Source organism: Bradyrhizobium sp. (assembly GCF_016219575.1).
Classification (GTDB): Bacteria; Pseudomonadota; Alphaproteobacteria; order Rhizobiales; family Xanthobacteraceae; genus Bradyrhizobium.
In genome coordinates this window covers 551,509-565,595 of the sequence record NZ_JACRMG010000009.1, presented here as the reverse complement: position 1 = coordinate 565,595, position 14,087 = coordinate 551,509, and the positions used below count along the sequence as shown (strand labels likewise).

The window sequence follows — 14,087 nt, the reverse complement described above, 5'->3', positions numbered from 1 at the left end:
GCGCAGGCGTTGGGCGTCGCGCCAGACTTCGCCCGCGAAGCGCGCGAGCTTTGCCAGTTGCATGAGAATGAGGATCATCGTCATCGCCCCGCTCTGAACAGCAGGCGCTCGATCTCGCGCTCGGCATCGTCGGTGAACTTGTTGCCGTGGACTGCCAGATAATGCGCGACCACGCGGTCGGCGTGCCGCTGACGGGCTTCGAGGTGGGCACGAAACAATCGTGCGAAAAACGGGGTCTTTTTGGTCGGGGCAGAAAGCCAGGCCCCAGTTGAGGTAAGAACATTCGCCATGGATATCTCCTTTGTGGAGTGTTGTCCTTGGGTCGAATCTCCTTCCTTCTCTAGAAATAAGTATTGGCTCGCTGCAATGCGAGATCAAATAGTGCGCATCGTGCATCAATTTTGCATGGCGCGCATGCCGTGCCGCGATCTCCGAGAGTGACGCGCATGTGACGAGCCGCTCCGGTGCTTGCAACGGCTACAGTCTCTGCCCGAGCAGCCGGCCGGTCTTGCGGTGAACGAAATGCAGCCGCGTGCAGGCCGGACAGGGCACGGCCTGATAGCCGTCTTCAGGTTCGTCCGGGCGCGCGGCCCGCAGCACCTGCCGCACGTCGACGCCCTGGTACGGACACCGGAACTCAATCTCACGATCCATTCCGGCGCTCCTCTGTCTGCATCGCTGTGAGCGGCCTCACGCCGCGCGGATGGTTGCCACGAAGCGCTGGATCTCTCCGGTCAGCCGTCCGGTCTCGCTGCTCAACGCGTCCGACGCGCTGCGCACCTTGTCGGCGGCGCTGCCGGTTTCGACGGCGCCGCGGTTGACCTGCTGCATACTTTCGCGCACTTCGTCGCTGCCGCTGGCGGCCTGCTGCACGCTGCGCGCGATCTCCTGGGTCGCCGCGCCCTGCTCCTCGACGGCGGCGGCAATGGTCGCGGAGATTTCCGAGATGCGCACGATCGTCTCGCCGATCTCCTTGATCGCGGCGACGGAGTCGGCGGTCGCAGCCTGCATCTGCGTGATCTGGCTGCCGATCTCGTCGGTGGCCTTCGCGGTCTGCGCCGACAACGCCTTGACCTCCGAGGCCACCACCGCAAAGCCGCGGCCCGCATCGCCCGCGCGTGCCGCCTCGATGGTGGCATTGAGCGCCAGCAGGTTGGTCTGCTCGGCAACCGCCGTGATCATCTTGACGACCTCGCCGATGCGCCCGGCAGCGCCCGACAGCGCCGTCACCAGCTCGTTGGTGCGCTGCGCCTGGCCGACTGCGGCATTCGCAATGCGGTTGGCCTCCTCGACCTGCCGGCCGATCTCGTTGACGGAAGCCGCCATCTCCTCGGACGCCGCCGCCGCCGAGCCGACGCTCCTCGACGAATGCTCGGAGGCGGAAGCAACGCTTTCCGACAGCGTGCGGGTGGTTCTGGCGGATTCGCCGAGCGTGCCGGCGGCCGCCTCGATGTCGTCGGAAACGGCGGATACGGCGCCCACCACGCTGCCCACGGTGGCCTCGAATTCGTCGGCCATGCGGGCGAACGCCGCCTTGCGCTCCTGCTCGGCGCGGGCGCGCTGCGCCGCCTGGTCGGCCTCCATCGCCGTGACGCGCTCGGCATGATCCTTGAATACCTGCACCGCCTTGGCCATCGCGCCGATCTCGTCCTTGCGCGACGCTGACGGAATGGCGGCAGCCAGATCGCCGCCGGCGAGCCGCTGCATCGCCAACGTCATGGCGCCGATCGGGCGAACCACGCCGAAGGCCACGCCGAGCAGGCCGGCGCAGATCACGATCACGACCAGCGCCGACACGCCCCACACCGCCATGGAAAGCGTTCCGACCGTCGCGGTCGCGCCAGCCTCGGTAGCAGTGTTGGCATCGGTGGTCTTCTTGACGATGTCGTCGATCACGGCGCGATGCGCCTTGTAGGCGCCGGTCGCCGCATCATAGGCCTTCGCTGCGGCATCGGCCTTGCCCGCAGCAAGCGCCGGCAACAGCCCCTCCTCGACCGCCTTCCAGAACTTGCGGACCTCGGCGTCCGATTTCTCGACCAGCATGGACTTCAGCGCGGCATCGAGATCGGACTTTTTCCAGAACTCCCATCGCTCGTCGTAATCCTTCCTGAGCTGGGTCAGTCGGTCGCGGCGCTCGGCGAGCGAAGCAGGATCGCGCACGGCGAGCGTCGCCTCGAGATAGGCCTCGATCACGTATTCCGGGGGCGGCAGGATGTCCGCGACCAGATCGTTGCCGAGCTTGATCCGGTCGTAAAGCGGCCCGCCGATCTTGAGCTGCTGAAGCGCGAAATTGCTGGTGCCGATGATCGCGGCAAGTCCGACGAGGGCTGCAATTCCGAAAATGACGATGGCGCGCGAAATGGTCAGGTGAACAGGCATCGTTGCCCCCAAAATTAAAACAGCCCCGCATGCGGAATAGTGCAACTCCATGAACGTTCCGTTGCGTTCGCCTATCAAAAATCGGCAAATCGGAACAGATGAGAACGCATTTGCAACGCATTCGCAGCCGCCGCTTGTTGCGGGCTTCAGGGGCGCGACTGCCGCGAACCGTTGCCGACGGGCAAATCACCGCTTCTGGTTTACATAATCTGTCCCCAGATCCGAAGGCATTTCGCTTTACAGGAATTCTGATTCACGCTGTCTCGTCCTCCCCCGTCATTGCGAGCGACGTAAGACAATCTATCGCGCCGCGAGTGGAGACATCGATTACTTCGTCGCGGAGCCTGTCACCGGCGCGCGTTCGCGCGACCCGTTGGCTCCTCGCAAGGACGGCGTACTCCGTCTTCGCCACACGCCTGCCACATCCGTGAATCCGGAACCGTGCCAAGATGCGACATCGCAAAGCATGGGTTAACTGCACTGTCCGCTAAAACACGCCACAATTTGCATTGCTTAAACGTCTAGGGTTTAGGCGATGAATCACAGCGCGGACAATTCGGCGGCGGCCTTTTTCGAGCGGAGCGGCCCTATGCGTGTCGCGATGATTGTTGTTGTAATTGCGCTGGCGTCATCGCCGGCATTTTCACCGTCTCAGGCTTCGCCGTCCTGCATGACGCAGAGCGAGGCACGCGCGAAGTTTCCAAAGGAGCATCTGTGGTGGCACGGCCCCAACCGCTGCTGGGACGCGACGCCGCCGAGCCGGGCGCGTCTCGCCCAGCGCAACAAGACGCGGGAAGCCAAGCCAGTCTCGCGTGACGCTCCGGCCGAGCGTGAGGCGGCGGAGGAGAAGAAGCCGTCCCGCTGGGCAAGCGACAGCCGATGGCGAGATGCAATGTCGAAGGCGAGCCCAGCGGATCTCGAGGGCGTGACGGCTCCCGCACGCGCGCAGGCCGGCGTCGACGCCGTCACGGCATCGCCCGCGCCTCGCATCGACTGGCGCGAGCGCTGGGTCGAGATCACCCAGCGCATGCCGGCGGCCGCCGACAGGGCGGGGCCTGCCGATCTCGCCGCCGACGCAAGCCGCACCGAGCCGATCGTCACGCCCGTTCGCGTGATGCTGGCGCTGCTCGTGCTGCTGCTGGCGCTCGGCGCATTCGAGCTCATGCGCAGGCCGGCTCGCAAGTCCTGGGGGGACTAGGCCGTCTTGCGCTTCTCGATGATCTGCTTGAAGTCGTCGGCGAGGTGGCGGAAGTAGCGCCCCAGCACCTCGTAAAAATCCTGGCGGGTCTTGTCGGTCGCCTCGCGCGCCTGCTCCTCGCATTTGGCGGCCCGCGCCATGTACTTTTCCAGCTTTTCCTCGAACTCTTCCATGGTCGCACTCCACGCAACAACACACCGCGCACAACCGCCGATCGTGCGTGCCCAAGCGTCCAAAAGATGGCCGGCCTGAGGAAATTTGGCAGCACGCAGATGAGAAAGGCGTGGCTAGAGCATTTTCGGTTCTGACTAAATCAGAACCGAAGCTCTAGATTCTTGATTTGACGCATTTTCTTCACGCGAACCGGTGCCCACTTCGCTTGAAAACGCTCTAGCGGTTCGGGATCGGCGCGGGCGGCCGCAGCGAGGAACCCGCCGACCAGGTCGACGATTTCGGCGCGGCCGCAGGCGCAGCCGCAGCGCGCTTCACGCCACGCTTGTCGGCATCGACCGCCTCCAGATACGAGGTCAGCGCCCAGGCCGACGACGAATTGCTCGCATAATGCTTCTGCAAATAGAGATAGAGCGTGAAGCTGAAGCGCCCCTTCGCCAGCCCCCGCGGACTGCGATGGCAGGCGGCACAGGTCTCGGCGAACAGTTTTTTCGCCGGCTTGCCCGCGTCGAGATTTTCCTGCGCCCCCGCCGCGGTGCAGATCAGGACGGCGATGGCGACGGGCGCAAGCAGATGGCGCAGATATCGTATTGGCGGCATCGAACCCTTCCAGCGGGCAACGGGAATGTCGCGCCGCTCCCCTCAGGCGAAGCCGGGCCGTGTCCGGCGAAGCCCGTTAGAGCGAAGCCGGATGGCGAAAGATGGGCTATGGCTTGGCCAAGCCGCGGCCGGCGGCGTGCCCGTCAGCCCTGCCCGGGTCCGCGCATCATCTTCATGGCGGCTTCGATGTGGCGCCACTCGCGCGCCTCCTCGCCCTCGCCCTTGCGCTCGCAGGCCAAGGCCTGCTGCGCGGCCTCGGCGATCGCGACCTGGCCGTGGCGTTCGAACATCTGGCGGGCGACAGTGTAGATCTGGATCTCCGACATCATGGCCGGTCCTCCCTGTTCACTGTCAGGGACAACCGCCGAAGCGCGATCCGGTTCCATTCAGGCGACGTCGGCCTGCCTGGCCTGCGCTTCCGCCGCGAGCGCATCGAGATCGACCAGGCGCGGGTCGTCGGGGCCGACCTCGGCTTGGGCTGCAGCGTTGCCGTGGACGTGCATCAGGGTCTGCACGCGCCGCGCATTCATGTGGTCGGCATGCTGATGCCCGAGCGCGACCGTCAGCAGGTATTTCGGCAAGGCCACCGCCGCGAAGGCCGGCACCCGCCTCAGCTCGGCGCCCTCGCGCCATTGCAGCGGGTTCAGCGTGTAGATCAACTGCCGCGCAATATCCGGCAGCGCCGGCTGCTCCGGCTCGGTCAGCGCGCCTTGCCCGGCATTGGCATTGCCGCTGCGCGTGGACGCCGCCGCCGAGCGCAGCTCCCAGCAGATCAACTCCACCGCCGACAACACCTCGCGGCGCACCGCATCGATGCTCGCCGAGAATCGTGCCGCCTGTGCAATCGGCGGCGTGCCCTTGCCGGTAGCGGCCAGCAGGCCGGCGGCGCCGGCGTCGAATCCCGGCGCGGCCTTTTCGATGGCCGCAGCCATCGCCTCGATCTCGTCGGCGATGCGGTCGCGCTCGCGCTGCGCCTTGGCTTCGGCAAGCGCCTTCTCGGTGGCGACGAGCTGCTCGTCGAATTCGGCGAGTTCGGCGCGAAGCGTCTTGGCGCGTTCCTCGACAGTGCGCAACTCGTTTTCCGCGCGTGCCAGCTTGGCGTCGGCCGCGCCCGCCACCGCGAGCTTTTCGGCGGCCTTGCGCTTGTCGGCAACGATTGCGTCGGCGGCGCGCGATCTGCCCGAAAGCTTCAGCCGCGCCGTCTGTTTTTCCCGCAATGCACTCTCGAAGCGCTCGACCGGGCCCAGCTCACGCCTGAAGAATGACATTTCACCCCCCGCGATATCCCGAATCTACCCGCCGAATCAGCCGCTGCGGCATTCGGCGGAAGTGTACCGGAAACTTGGCTCAGAATGCGGCCCAACGGGGCCTGCTGGCCCCTTGGTCCTGTGGAAGCGAGCGTTTGCGGGGCCGCGGGCCCCTGGCGGCCCGGCCGGGATCGCGGCTTCGTGAACGGTATTTTGTCGCCCGCCCGCGCGACGAAACATTGGCCGCCCTGCGACGAAACCATTTTGGGCTTGCGAGAAAAACGTCCGGAAACGCAAGGCCGCTAGCGTTGCGGGCAAGTGATCGAACAACGGGGTTAGATCATGCAGGCGCTTCTCACCATGCTGTACCGCTCGTACGTGCTGATGCGGCTCCTGGAGATTCGCCGCCACCGGATTGCCGCCTGAAGCCTTGAGGAGACTTTCAGCGCAGTCGCTGAGAGGAGAAAAGAAAATGCTCGAAGTTGACCACTATCGCTTTCAGGCCGACCGCGCCCGCCGCATGGCGGACCGTGTCACCGACGCCGTCGTGCGAGAAAAGCTGCTGGAGATGGCTAGCGAATTCGGCCGCTATGCCGCGCTGATCGAAGCCAAGGCGCGCGAGAAGCTGGCGCAGGCCGTCACCGCCTGAAATCCGCAGGGCTGACTGGCGAGAGCGTAATCCGCCGCGCCGCGTCAGTTGACCTTGTAATTGATGCCCAGCTTAAAGATGTGCTTGTCGGCGCTGACGTTCTGCGTAAAGCCGTTAGGCCCGATGAAACAGCCGCCACCCGCGCAAGCTTCGGTGAAGTGCACGTTCTTGGCGCCGAATCCGAGATAGTCATATTCGAATTTGGCAGTCCAGTTGCCCAAGAAGGCATACTCGAGACCGATGCCGATCAGCAGCCCATCCAGCGTGGCGCTGGCGCGGTTGCTGTAGCCGAATGTGTTGTTGTAATTCCACTCGAACCCGCCGAACACCCAGCCCGCCTTGCCGTAGACCAGCGCACGATCGAAGGCGACGCCGAACCGGCCGGCGACGTCGACGTCCCATTTGTTGCGGATCGAGGCCGTCGCGAACAACGTATTGCCGTTGAACTGGTCCTGGTTCACCTTCATGCCCGACCAGAAGCCCTCGGCCTCGATGCCGACCACGAACATGCCGGCCTGGTAGTTGAAGCCGATCTGGCCGCCGCCGAGCCCGCCAACGGCATGCCGGTCGGCTGCGGCAAGCGTCTGGTAGCCCGCATCAAACATCACGCCGCCACCGGCATGTGCGCCGACATAGAAGCCGGTCCAGTTGTAGACCGGCGAAGGCACGGGGCCTGCGGTGGCAGCGCTGCTGCCGCAGATCGCACTGATCGCAATGGCTACGGCTGCGCAGATCAACTTCAAATAATTCATGTTCGTCTCCCCGATCGGAAAACCGATCGCCTCAATTGGTCTTGTAGTTGATGCCCAGCTTGAAGATGTGCTTGTCGGCGCTGACGTTCTGGGTGAAGCCGTTGGGCAGGAGGAAGCAGCCGCCGCCGGTGCAGGCTTCGGTGAAGTGCACGTTCCTGGCGCCGAAGCCGAGATAGTCGTACTCGAACTTGGCGGTCCAGTTGTTGAGGAAGGCGTATTCGAGGCCGAGGCCGATCAACAGACCATCCAGCGTGGCGCTGGCGCGATTGCTGTAGCCAAAGGCGGTGTTGTAGTTCCAGTCGAACCCGCCAAACACCCAGCCCGCCTTGCCGTAGACCAGCGCGCGGTCGAAGGCGACGCCGAACCTGCCGGCAATGTCGAAGTCCCATCTGTTCCTGACGGTCGCGGTTGCAAACCAGGTGTTTGCGTTGAAGGCGTCGCTGGTCACCTTCATGCCCGACCAGAAGCCTTCGGCTTCGATGCCGACCACCAGCATGCCGGTCTGGTAGTTGAAGCCGAGCTGCCCGCCGGCGAGCCCGCCGACACCATGCTTGTCGTTCAGGATCACGGTCTGATAGCCGGCATCGAACAGCACGCCGGCGCCGCCGTGGACACCGGCGTAGAAGCCGGTCCAGCTGAAGACCGGCACGGCAGGCACCGCCTTGACGGCGAGGTCGGCAGCGGGAGCTGCTCCGGCCCCGAAAATCGAGCTGAGTGCGATAGCGGCGAAAAGCAGCTTCAAGGGTTTCATGGTCGGCCCCGATATGTCCCAAGTGAGTCCTGAAATGGACCCTATCGGCTGAGGGAGCCCGTTTGGCCGCCGATCACCGCAGCATCGCGCTGAATTCTCGCCGGTGTTGCAGTCCCGGCGCTGCAATATATTGCACACCCGCTTGCTCACGGGGCATCTGCACATTGCATTTGTATTCTACTGTCTCCCTTGCGGGTGCCAGCCTTCGCGTCAGCGGCGGCTGGCAGGTTCCCTCGGCCCCAGACTCTCCATCGCCTCGCCTTGCTTCCGTCAAACCCGGCTGGACTTCTGCCACCGGGCAGGATGGACGACGAGCATGGGGATTCCTGATGCATCCGCTGCGAAATATTGAAGACGACCAGCACCAGGCGCCGATCGCGCCCGACATCGTGCCGGCCGACTGGGCCGATTGCGTGCCTCGCCCTGCGAACGACGCCACCAGCCGCGAAAAGCTGTTTGCGGAGATACGCCACGCCGCGGAAGCTGCCGCGCCAGAGGTCGACAACACGTTCCGCGCCACCGACGTCAACGCCACCCCCGTACTGGATTCGTCGTCGCGCGCCTGGATCAGGCGAGCCGGCACGGCGTTTGTTATCGCGCTGATCGGCGTGGTTGGCGCAGCCGTCTGGACGCATCACGGCGACACTGCAACGCAGACGGTCGCGGGCCTGGTGCCCTTGCCGGGCGTCAGCACATCGCCCGCGGCCGAGCCGGCCGAGCCAGCCGCGCCACCCGCACCGCCGGTCCAGCCCATGGATTTGACGCGGCACGCTGCCCCGACGGCATCGGGTACGGCAGCAATGCCGCCGGAGGCCGAACAACAAATCCAGTCGCTGACGCGCGACCTCGCCGCCATGACCCAGCAGGTCGAACTGCTCAAGGCGCAGATTGAAACGCTCAAGGCAAGCCAGCAAGCCGCCGTCGCGCCCGCCCCGCCGGTCGCCCGCGCGCCCGCGCCGAAACCGCCGGCTCAGAGAGTAGCGCTTCCGCCGCGGCCGATACCGGTGGCGCCCGCACAGCGAGCGGCCTATCCACCGGCGACGCAGGCTGCGGCCGCGCCGCCCCCTGCCGCCACCATGGCCCCGCCGCCGGCCTATCAGCCGCCACCGCAGCCTTACGCACCGCCGCCGCAGGCAACGACGCAGCCCAATGGCGAGCCGATCGTGCGCCCGCCAATGCCATTGCCGCTCTCGGATCGATACTAGATATCCGGCGGATCGAACCAGTTGGTCAGCGACAGCCCGCCGTCGACGGTGAACGCTGCACCGGTGACATAGGCCGACACCTTGTTGGAGAGCACCGCCAGTGCCATCGGCGCAAGATCCGCGGCCACTCCGAGGCGGCCGAGCGGAATATGCCTTGCCAGCGAGGGATCGGCGACGAAGCCGCCGGCCGCAATCGCGCCCGGCACCAGCGCGTTGACGCGGATGTTGTAGCGGCCAAGCGTCTTGGCAAGCTCCTTGACCAGCATCGCCATGCCCGCCTTCGTCGTCGAGTAATGTGGCAGGTTACGCGGCGTGCCCGCATGCAGCGACGTGAGGAACAGGAACGAGCCCGGCGCCCTGGCCGCGATCAGTTGCCGCGAGAGTTCGCGCGCCAGATGAAAGCCGGCCTCGAGATTGACCGCATGCATCTGCCGCCAGGTCTCGTCGCTCACGGCAAGCACATGGTCGGCCTCGCGCCGCGGCGGCGAGGCCGAATGCACGAAATGCGTGATCTGCCCCAGCGCGCCCTTCGCATGCGCCAGCAGCGCATCGCAGGCGGCGCGCTCGGCGAGATCGCCGGTCCACCCCAGCGCCAGTTCCGGCCGCGGCGCTGATTTCACGGCCTCGGCCACCCGCTCCGCGCTGACATCGGCAAACACCGTGCGAACGCCCTCGCCCACCAGGGCCTGCGCGATCGCGCGGCCGATGCCGTTGCCTGCGCCGGTCACCAGCGCCGCCTCGCGTGCGGGATCGAAGGGATTTTGCAGCAGGCTCATGTGATCTCCCTGGCCGATTGGCAAGTGTCTTCGGCGAGAAATCACCACATTCCTTCGGCGCGATAAAGCCCGCCGTAAGGGGCAAGCCAGCGGTGCGCTCAGGCGGCGATCCGGTGCATCCCGCCGCGGCGGTCGTAGTCGTCGGCCAGCGCGCTAAGCGCCGCTGCGCCGTCGCCTTCGAATGACGGCCCGTGCATCAGCGCCAAAGTATGCGGCGCGAGCTTCGCGAGCCGGCGCAGTGTCGCGCCCATGCCCGGACTGAGGCTGGAATAGTTGAAAAGATCCTCGCCCGCGATGGCCGGGCCGACAATGTCGCCCTGGGTCAGGGCAGGACCGTCGCCGACCTGCGTGAAGAGGTCGCCGCACATCAGTGTCGCCGTCTTCTCTTCAAGGATAACGCCGGCGTCCCAGCCATGCGGGGTGTGCGGGGTATCGATATAGCGGATGCGGCGGCCCTGCCCGATCCCGATCGTCTCGCCGTCGGCCAGGGCGCGCGGCGCGCGATCGGCCATGTCGTTCAGCGACGTCATGCACCCGGTATGGCCGTGCGCAAGCTGCGCCTGCGGTGCTACCGCAAGCCATTCGTTCATCGCGCCGCATTCGTCGGCCTCGAAATGGCCGAACGCGATCCAGCGCAGCTGCGCCGGCGGAATGATGCGGCTCAACGCGGCCAGATTGGTCGCAAACATCTTGCGCAAGCCGGTGTGGAACATCAGCGGCTCGTCGCCGAGGATGAGGAACTGGTTGAAGGTGAAGCCGGCCGGCGGCGCGATGTCGGGCACGAAGGTCGAAAGCCGGTAAATGCCATCGGCGATCTCGCAAATCCTGGTCTCCATGATGTTCTCCGGGCAATGGGCTGGCGTTGCCGCCGGCGGCTGGTCCCGCGGCGGTGGACGTGGAGGCAATTTCACTGTACATTAACGTGTAGTGAATGTTGGGAACGCCGTCAATATGGATGCACATCACTGTGCAGTGATTTAATGACCCGAAGCTACACCCTCAAGCGCCGCGCCGAGCAGCAGGCGGAGACGCGGCTGCGCATCGTCGAAGCCGCGGTCGAGCTGCATGGGCAGTTCGGCCCTGCCCTGACCACGCTCAGCATGGTGGCCGAGCGCGCCGGCGTGCAGCGCCACACGCTCTACGCCCATTTTCCGGACGAGCGCAGCCTGTTCCTGGCCTGCTCGGGGCTGGCGCTGGAGCGCGATCCCCTGCCCGATGCATCGGGATGGCGCGCCATCGCCGACCGGCGGGAGCGGCTGCGGACCGCCCTCGCCGCGCTCTACGCCTGGTACGGACGCAACGCCGGCCTTCTCGGCTGCGTGCTGCGCGATGCGGAATTCCACCCGCTCACCCGGGAGATCAGCGAATTGCGATTCGGCCCGTTCATGGCGGCCTGCGACGAGGCGCTTGGCGCGAAGCTCAACGCAAGGCAGCGTGCGATGCTGCGGCTCGCGCTGAGCTTCTTCACATGGCGCACGCTGGTAAACGACGGCGACCTCAAATCGGCGGCGGCCGCAAAGGCGATGGCTCACGCGATCGAAGGCGCAATCGAAGCGTAGTGTTCAATATGGCGGGTTCTTCCGTGCGCGCTGGGCCTTGGCCGCTTCCACCCACCAGATGAGGTCGTCGGCGAAGCGCGGGAAAGCGTTTGCCAGCGCCTTGCCGCCGTCGCCGACCGGCTTGGCGTCCTCCGACAGCGTCTGCGCGATCGGCCCGGCCGAGATGGTGGAGGACACCACCACCATGCCCATCTCCGAGAGCGTGCCGTGCCACATCACCGCGGCGCGGGCGCCGGCAAAGCGGCCGGCCGAATAGCTCGCGATCGCCGCCGGCCGCCAGAACCATTCCTCGAGAAAATGATCGGTGAGGTTTTTCAGGCCGGGCTGCATGCCCCAGTTATATTCGCCGGTGATGAACACGAACCCGTCGGCATCGCGGATTTTTCCGGCGAGCGTTTCCAGTACCGCCGGCGCCTCGCCCTTGCGGTGCTCCTTGTACATGCGATCGAGCATCGGAAGATTCACTTCCCTGGCGTCGATCAGTTCGACATCGTCGCCGCGCGCGCGAAATCCCTCGACCACGAAATTCGCAAGGCGAATGCCCAGCCGATCGGAGCGATAGGATCCGTACAACACCAGAATGCGATTGCTCATGGGACCACACCATCACGTTGCCACAATCGAGACATTATCACGCTGTGACCGGGACGACACGACGCAGCTTCAATCGGATTAAACCGCGCTCCCGCACTCTTGTCGCCGCATTCTTCGGGCTTGGTCTGGCGGAAGAGACGGAGGGGACTCACATGAAACGGCAGATCGCGATCGTGGCAGTCGCGCTGATGGTCTCGACCGCTGCGGTCGCGGGCGAGCGTGCGACCGACGCAGCGCTTGGCGCAGTGTCCGGCGCCATCGTGCTCGGCCCGATCGGCGCCGTTGCAGGCGCGTTCATCGGCTATTCTGCAGGCCCGGCGATCTCGCGCTCATGGGGCGTACGCGGCCGCAGCGCTTCCTCGCGCCAGTCGCGCAGGACCGCCAGCGCCGAACAGCCAACCTATCGCGACAGCCAGGCCGCGATGCGCGAGCCCGCTCCGGCCGCGCCGAAGCGGGCGTCGAAGGCACCACCCGTGCAACCGCTGGAGTGATCGCCGCTCAGCGCGCCGGCTGTTGCGGATAGACCACCGAGCGATCGTCCGCCACCTCGTCCGGAAGCCTGCTGGTGTCCGTCGCGTGCTGCAATTCCTGCACGCTCGGCATCATGGCCGTTTGCGCAGGCTCGTTGCCCGAGATCGAGTGAGACCGCAATACCGTTGTCGCGGCAAACAATGCGACAGCTACAAATGCTGAAATAATCAAGCGCATCATGGCAAATCTCCGTAAATGGAAACCCCCGCCGTGGTCGCAGGGCACTAATTAGCGCCCGTCGCGGATCGGCCCTGTGAACTGCCCCACACCTCGCGGCGATGTGATGCCAGGAGACTGCGGCGTGGCCGGCATCGTGCGTTTGGAGGATTTACGGCCGGCGCGACAAAACGGCGGTCACAACAGCTTCGCCCGCACGAACAGCACGCGCAGCGCGTTGGTCGCCTGCACGGTCAGCATTGCGTTGGCGGCGGCACGCTGCAACGACAGCAGCGCTTCCTCATGCAGCGCGCGGAACTCCATCCACTCGATCGCGCTGAGGCTGGTGATGAAGCGAAACGCCTGCCCCACCGTGCCGATCGAAACCGTCTTGCCGTTGAGCCTGATGCGGAAGGTGGTCCGCAACGGCGTCTCCGAGGCCGATACATCGCACAGCAGCGCCGGATCGGTGGAGCTCATGACGGCGCCGGCATGCGTCGCGACGCGGTGATGGAATCGGTGAGGCTTTGCACCACGACGAGGCGTGTGATCTCGCCATCGCCATAGGCCTTGAGGAAACGCTCATAGTTGCGGATCGACACGCAACCGTTGGAATCGCCGTTGGGACCGAGCAGATAGCTGTGGGCGAGCAGGCCGGTGCGGCCGAGCGTGGATTCGCTGTCGACCGGAATGAGGCGGAGCGCACGCACGCCGTGGAACAGTTTTTCGCGCGGCCTGAGCTCATAGGTGCCGGGCGGGGTCACGCCGACATTGCGCTCGCCGACGCTGTCGACCCTGTCCATGCGGCTGCCGAGGCCGGAATGCGCCTCGAGCCTGACGCCGTTCGGCAGGTAAACCGCTTTCGCCGAGACGTCGTAGACCGCAGTGAAACTGTCATAGCCGAGGGAAGCGAGATCGGGACCGGTGCGGAACAGCCCGTCGCCCGAAGTGAGCGAAGCCAGCGTCACGCGGCCCGGGAAGAAATCGGAGAGCTTCTGCAGCAGCGTGCGCTGGTCGCCTTGCGCGCCACCGTCGGCGGGTGTTGCCGCGCGGCTGGCGGCTTCGAGCCGCGCGTCGGAGGGACGCGCCCGCGGCAACGGCACCGATGCCTTGGCGAGCGGCGGGGCCGGCTCGTCGGCCACGGCACGCCAGTTCTGCGATTGCATCTGACGCGCGAGCTGCTCCCTCGCCTGCAGTACGCGGATGTCGGCTGCCGCACTTGCCGCGCGATCGAGCGATTGCGAGGAGAAGTTGCGCGTCAGCGTTTGCGGCGGCGGCTGGAAGCGCTCGTCAAAACTGGAGTTGGCCGGAGCGCGCGACGGGGCGGCGTTGGCAGACGCCAGCGCCGCGTCGCCGGGTTCGGCAACCCATGCGGCGACTGCCGCGCCGATACCGAACGCCGCCAGCAGCAGCGCCAGCGCTCGCGACGGCGATGCGCGCCGCTGCGGCCATGGCCGGTCGGCTCTCATCCTGACTTGAACCATCGGGTTCCCCGGACCCAAATCCCTGGACAGCGCCC

Annotated in this window: 20 protein-coding genes; 5 read left to right on the top strand and 15 right to left on the bottom strand. The window is 65.9% G+C overall.

Features of this window, described 5'->3' with window-relative positions; genetic code table 11:
* Window positions 1-80 precede the first annotated feature (80 nt).
* From HZB49_RS07765 to HZB49_RS07755, 3 genes are all read right to left on the bottom strand, one after another.
* The gene (locus HZB49_RS07765) at window positions 81-290 is read right to left on the bottom strand and encodes a hypothetical protein (protein WP_291609921.1); all 210 of its coding nucleotides are present in this window, start codon (window positions 288-290) and stop codon (window positions 81-83) included.
* 187 nt (window positions 291-477) lie between these two features.
* Window positions 478-654 (bottom strand): hypothetical protein, encoded by a 177-nt coding sequence (locus HZB49_RS07760; protein ID WP_291609920.1) that lies wholly within the window; start codon window positions 652-654, stop codon window positions 478-480.
* 36 nt (window positions 655-690) lie between these two features.
* Window positions 691-2,379, bottom strand: coding sequence for a HAMP domain-containing methyl-accepting chemotaxis protein (locus HZB49_RS07755; protein ID WP_291609919.1), 1,689 nt, complete (start codon window positions 2,377-2,379; stop codon window positions 691-693).
* A 670-nt stretch (window positions 2,380-3,049) separates the two neighbouring features.
* Between HZB49_RS07755 and HZB49_RS07750 the strand changes: the two genes are divergently transcribed.
* Window positions 3,050-3,577, top strand: a complete 528-nt coding sequence (locus tag HZB49_RS07750) for a hypothetical protein (protein WP_291609918.1) — start codon at window positions 3,050-3,052, stop codon at window positions 3,575-3,577.
* Here the strand turns inward: HZB49_RS07750 and HZB49_RS07745 are convergent.
* From HZB49_RS07745 to HZB49_RS07730, 4 genes are all read right to left on the bottom strand, one after another.
* A complete protein-coding gene (locus tag HZB49_RS07745) occupies window positions 3,574-3,750 on the bottom strand; it encodes a hypothetical protein (RefSeq protein ID WP_291609917.1) in 177 nt (58 codons plus the stop codon). The genes HZB49_RS07750 and HZB49_RS07745 overlap by 4 nt on opposite strands.
* A 217-nt stretch (window positions 3,751-3,967) precedes the next feature.
* Entirely contained in the window at window positions 3,968-4,348 is a 381-nt protein-coding gene (locus HZB49_RS07740) for a hypothetical protein (RefSeq protein WP_291609916.1), read from the bottom strand.
* Between the two features lie 143 nt (window positions 4,349-4,491).
* Window positions 4,492-4,677 (bottom strand): hypothetical protein, encoded by a 186-nt coding sequence (locus HZB49_RS07735; protein WP_291609915.1) that lies wholly within the window; start codon window positions 4,675-4,677, stop codon window positions 4,492-4,494.
* A gap of 57 nt (window positions 4,678-4,734) precedes the next feature.
* Window positions 4,735-5,616: a hypothetical protein gene (locus tag HZB49_RS07730; protein ID WP_291609914.1), complete on the bottom strand. Its 882-nt coding sequence runs from the start codon at window positions 5,614-5,616 to the stop codon at window positions 4,735-4,737.
* A 451-nt stretch (window positions 5,617-6,067) separates the two neighbouring features.
* On the opposite strand from HZB49_RS07730, the gene HZB49_RS07725 reads away from it, so the two are divergent.
* On the top strand, window positions 6,068-6,244 hold the full coding sequence (locus HZB49_RS07725) for a hypothetical protein (RefSeq protein WP_291609913.1): 177 nt from the start codon (window positions 6,068-6,070) through the stop codon (window positions 6,242-6,244).
* A gap of 44 nt (window positions 6,245-6,288) precedes the next feature.
* Here the strand turns inward: HZB49_RS07725 and HZB49_RS07720 are convergent, their stop codons facing one another.
* The gene (locus tag HZB49_RS07720; RefSeq protein ID WP_291609912.1) at window positions 6,289-6,996 is read right to left on the bottom strand and encodes an outer membrane beta-barrel protein; all 708 of its coding nucleotides are present in this window, start codon (window positions 6,994-6,996) and stop codon (window positions 6,289-6,291) included.
* 31 nt (window positions 6,997-7,027) lie between these two features.
* Window positions 7,028-7,747, bottom strand: a complete 720-nt coding sequence (locus HZB49_RS07715; protein WP_291609911.1) for an outer membrane beta-barrel protein — start codon at window positions 7,745-7,747, stop codon at window positions 7,028-7,030.
* 329 nt (window positions 7,748-8,076) lie between these two features.
* Between HZB49_RS07715 and HZB49_RS07710 the strand changes: the two genes are divergently transcribed.
* The gene (locus HZB49_RS07710; RefSeq protein ID WP_291609910.1) at window positions 8,077-8,952 is read left to right on the top strand and encodes a hypothetical protein; all 876 of its coding nucleotides are present in this window, start codon (window positions 8,077-8,079) and stop codon (window positions 8,950-8,952) included.
* Here the strand turns inward: HZB49_RS07710 and HZB49_RS07705 are convergent.
* Window positions 8,949-9,728 (bottom strand): SDR family oxidoreductase, encoded by a 780-nt coding sequence (locus HZB49_RS07705; protein ID WP_291609909.1) that lies wholly within the window; start codon window positions 9,726-9,728, stop codon window positions 8,949-8,951. The two genes, HZB49_RS07710 and HZB49_RS07705, sit on opposite strands and share 4 nt — an antisense overlap.
* Window positions 9,729-9,826: 98 nt before the next feature.
* Window positions 9,827-10,564 carry an MBL fold metallo-hydrolase gene (locus HZB49_RS07700; protein ID WP_291609908.1) on the bottom strand — a complete coding sequence of 246 codons (738 nt, stop codon included), beginning with the start codon at window positions 10,562-10,564 and terminating at the stop codon, window positions 9,827-9,829.
* 144 nt (window positions 10,565-10,708) lie between these two features.
* Here HZB49_RS07700 and HZB49_RS07695 point away from each other — a divergent pair, with 144 nt between their 5' ends.
* The gene (locus HZB49_RS07695; RefSeq protein WP_291609907.1) at window positions 10,709-11,287 is read left to right on the top strand and encodes a TetR/AcrR family transcriptional regulator; all 579 of its coding nucleotides are present in this window, start codon (window positions 10,709-10,711) and stop codon (window positions 11,285-11,287) included.
* Window positions 11,288-11,290: 3 nt separating this feature from the next.
* Here HZB49_RS07695 and HZB49_RS07690 read toward each other — a convergent pair whose 3' ends face one another.
* Window positions 11,291-11,881, bottom strand: a complete 591-nt coding sequence (locus HZB49_RS07690; protein WP_291609906.1) for an NADPH-dependent FMN reductase — start codon at window positions 11,879-11,881, stop codon at window positions 11,291-11,293.
* A gap of 152 nt (window positions 11,882-12,033) precedes the next feature.
* Between HZB49_RS07690 and HZB49_RS07685 the strand changes: the two genes are divergently transcribed.
* Window positions 12,034-12,372: a DNA-directed RNA polymerase subunit N gene (locus HZB49_RS07685; protein WP_291609905.1), complete on the top strand. Its 339-nt coding sequence runs from the start codon at window positions 12,034-12,036 to the stop codon at window positions 12,370-12,372.
* Window positions 12,373-12,379: 7 nt separating this feature from the next.
* On the opposite strand, the gene HZB49_RS07680 is transcribed toward HZB49_RS07685, so the two are convergent.
* The 3 genes from HZB49_RS07680 to HZB49_RS07670 form a co-directional block, all read right to left on the bottom strand.
* The gene (locus HZB49_RS07680; protein ID WP_291609904.1) at window positions 12,380-12,592 is read right to left on the bottom strand and encodes a hypothetical protein; all 213 of its coding nucleotides are present in this window, start codon (window positions 12,590-12,592) and stop codon (window positions 12,380-12,382) included.
* Between the two features lie 174 nt (window positions 12,593-12,766).
* Window positions 12,767-13,024, bottom strand: a complete 258-nt coding sequence (locus HZB49_RS07675; RefSeq protein WP_291611136.1) for a hypothetical protein — start codon at window positions 13,022-13,024, stop codon at window positions 12,767-12,769.
* Window positions 13,025-13,044: 20 nt separating this feature from the next.
* Entirely contained in the window at window positions 13,045-14,052 is a 1,008-nt protein-coding gene (locus HZB49_RS07670) for a tlde1 domain-containing protein (protein WP_291609903.1), read from the bottom strand.
* Between the last annotated feature and the right edge of the window lie 35 nt (window positions 14,053-14,087).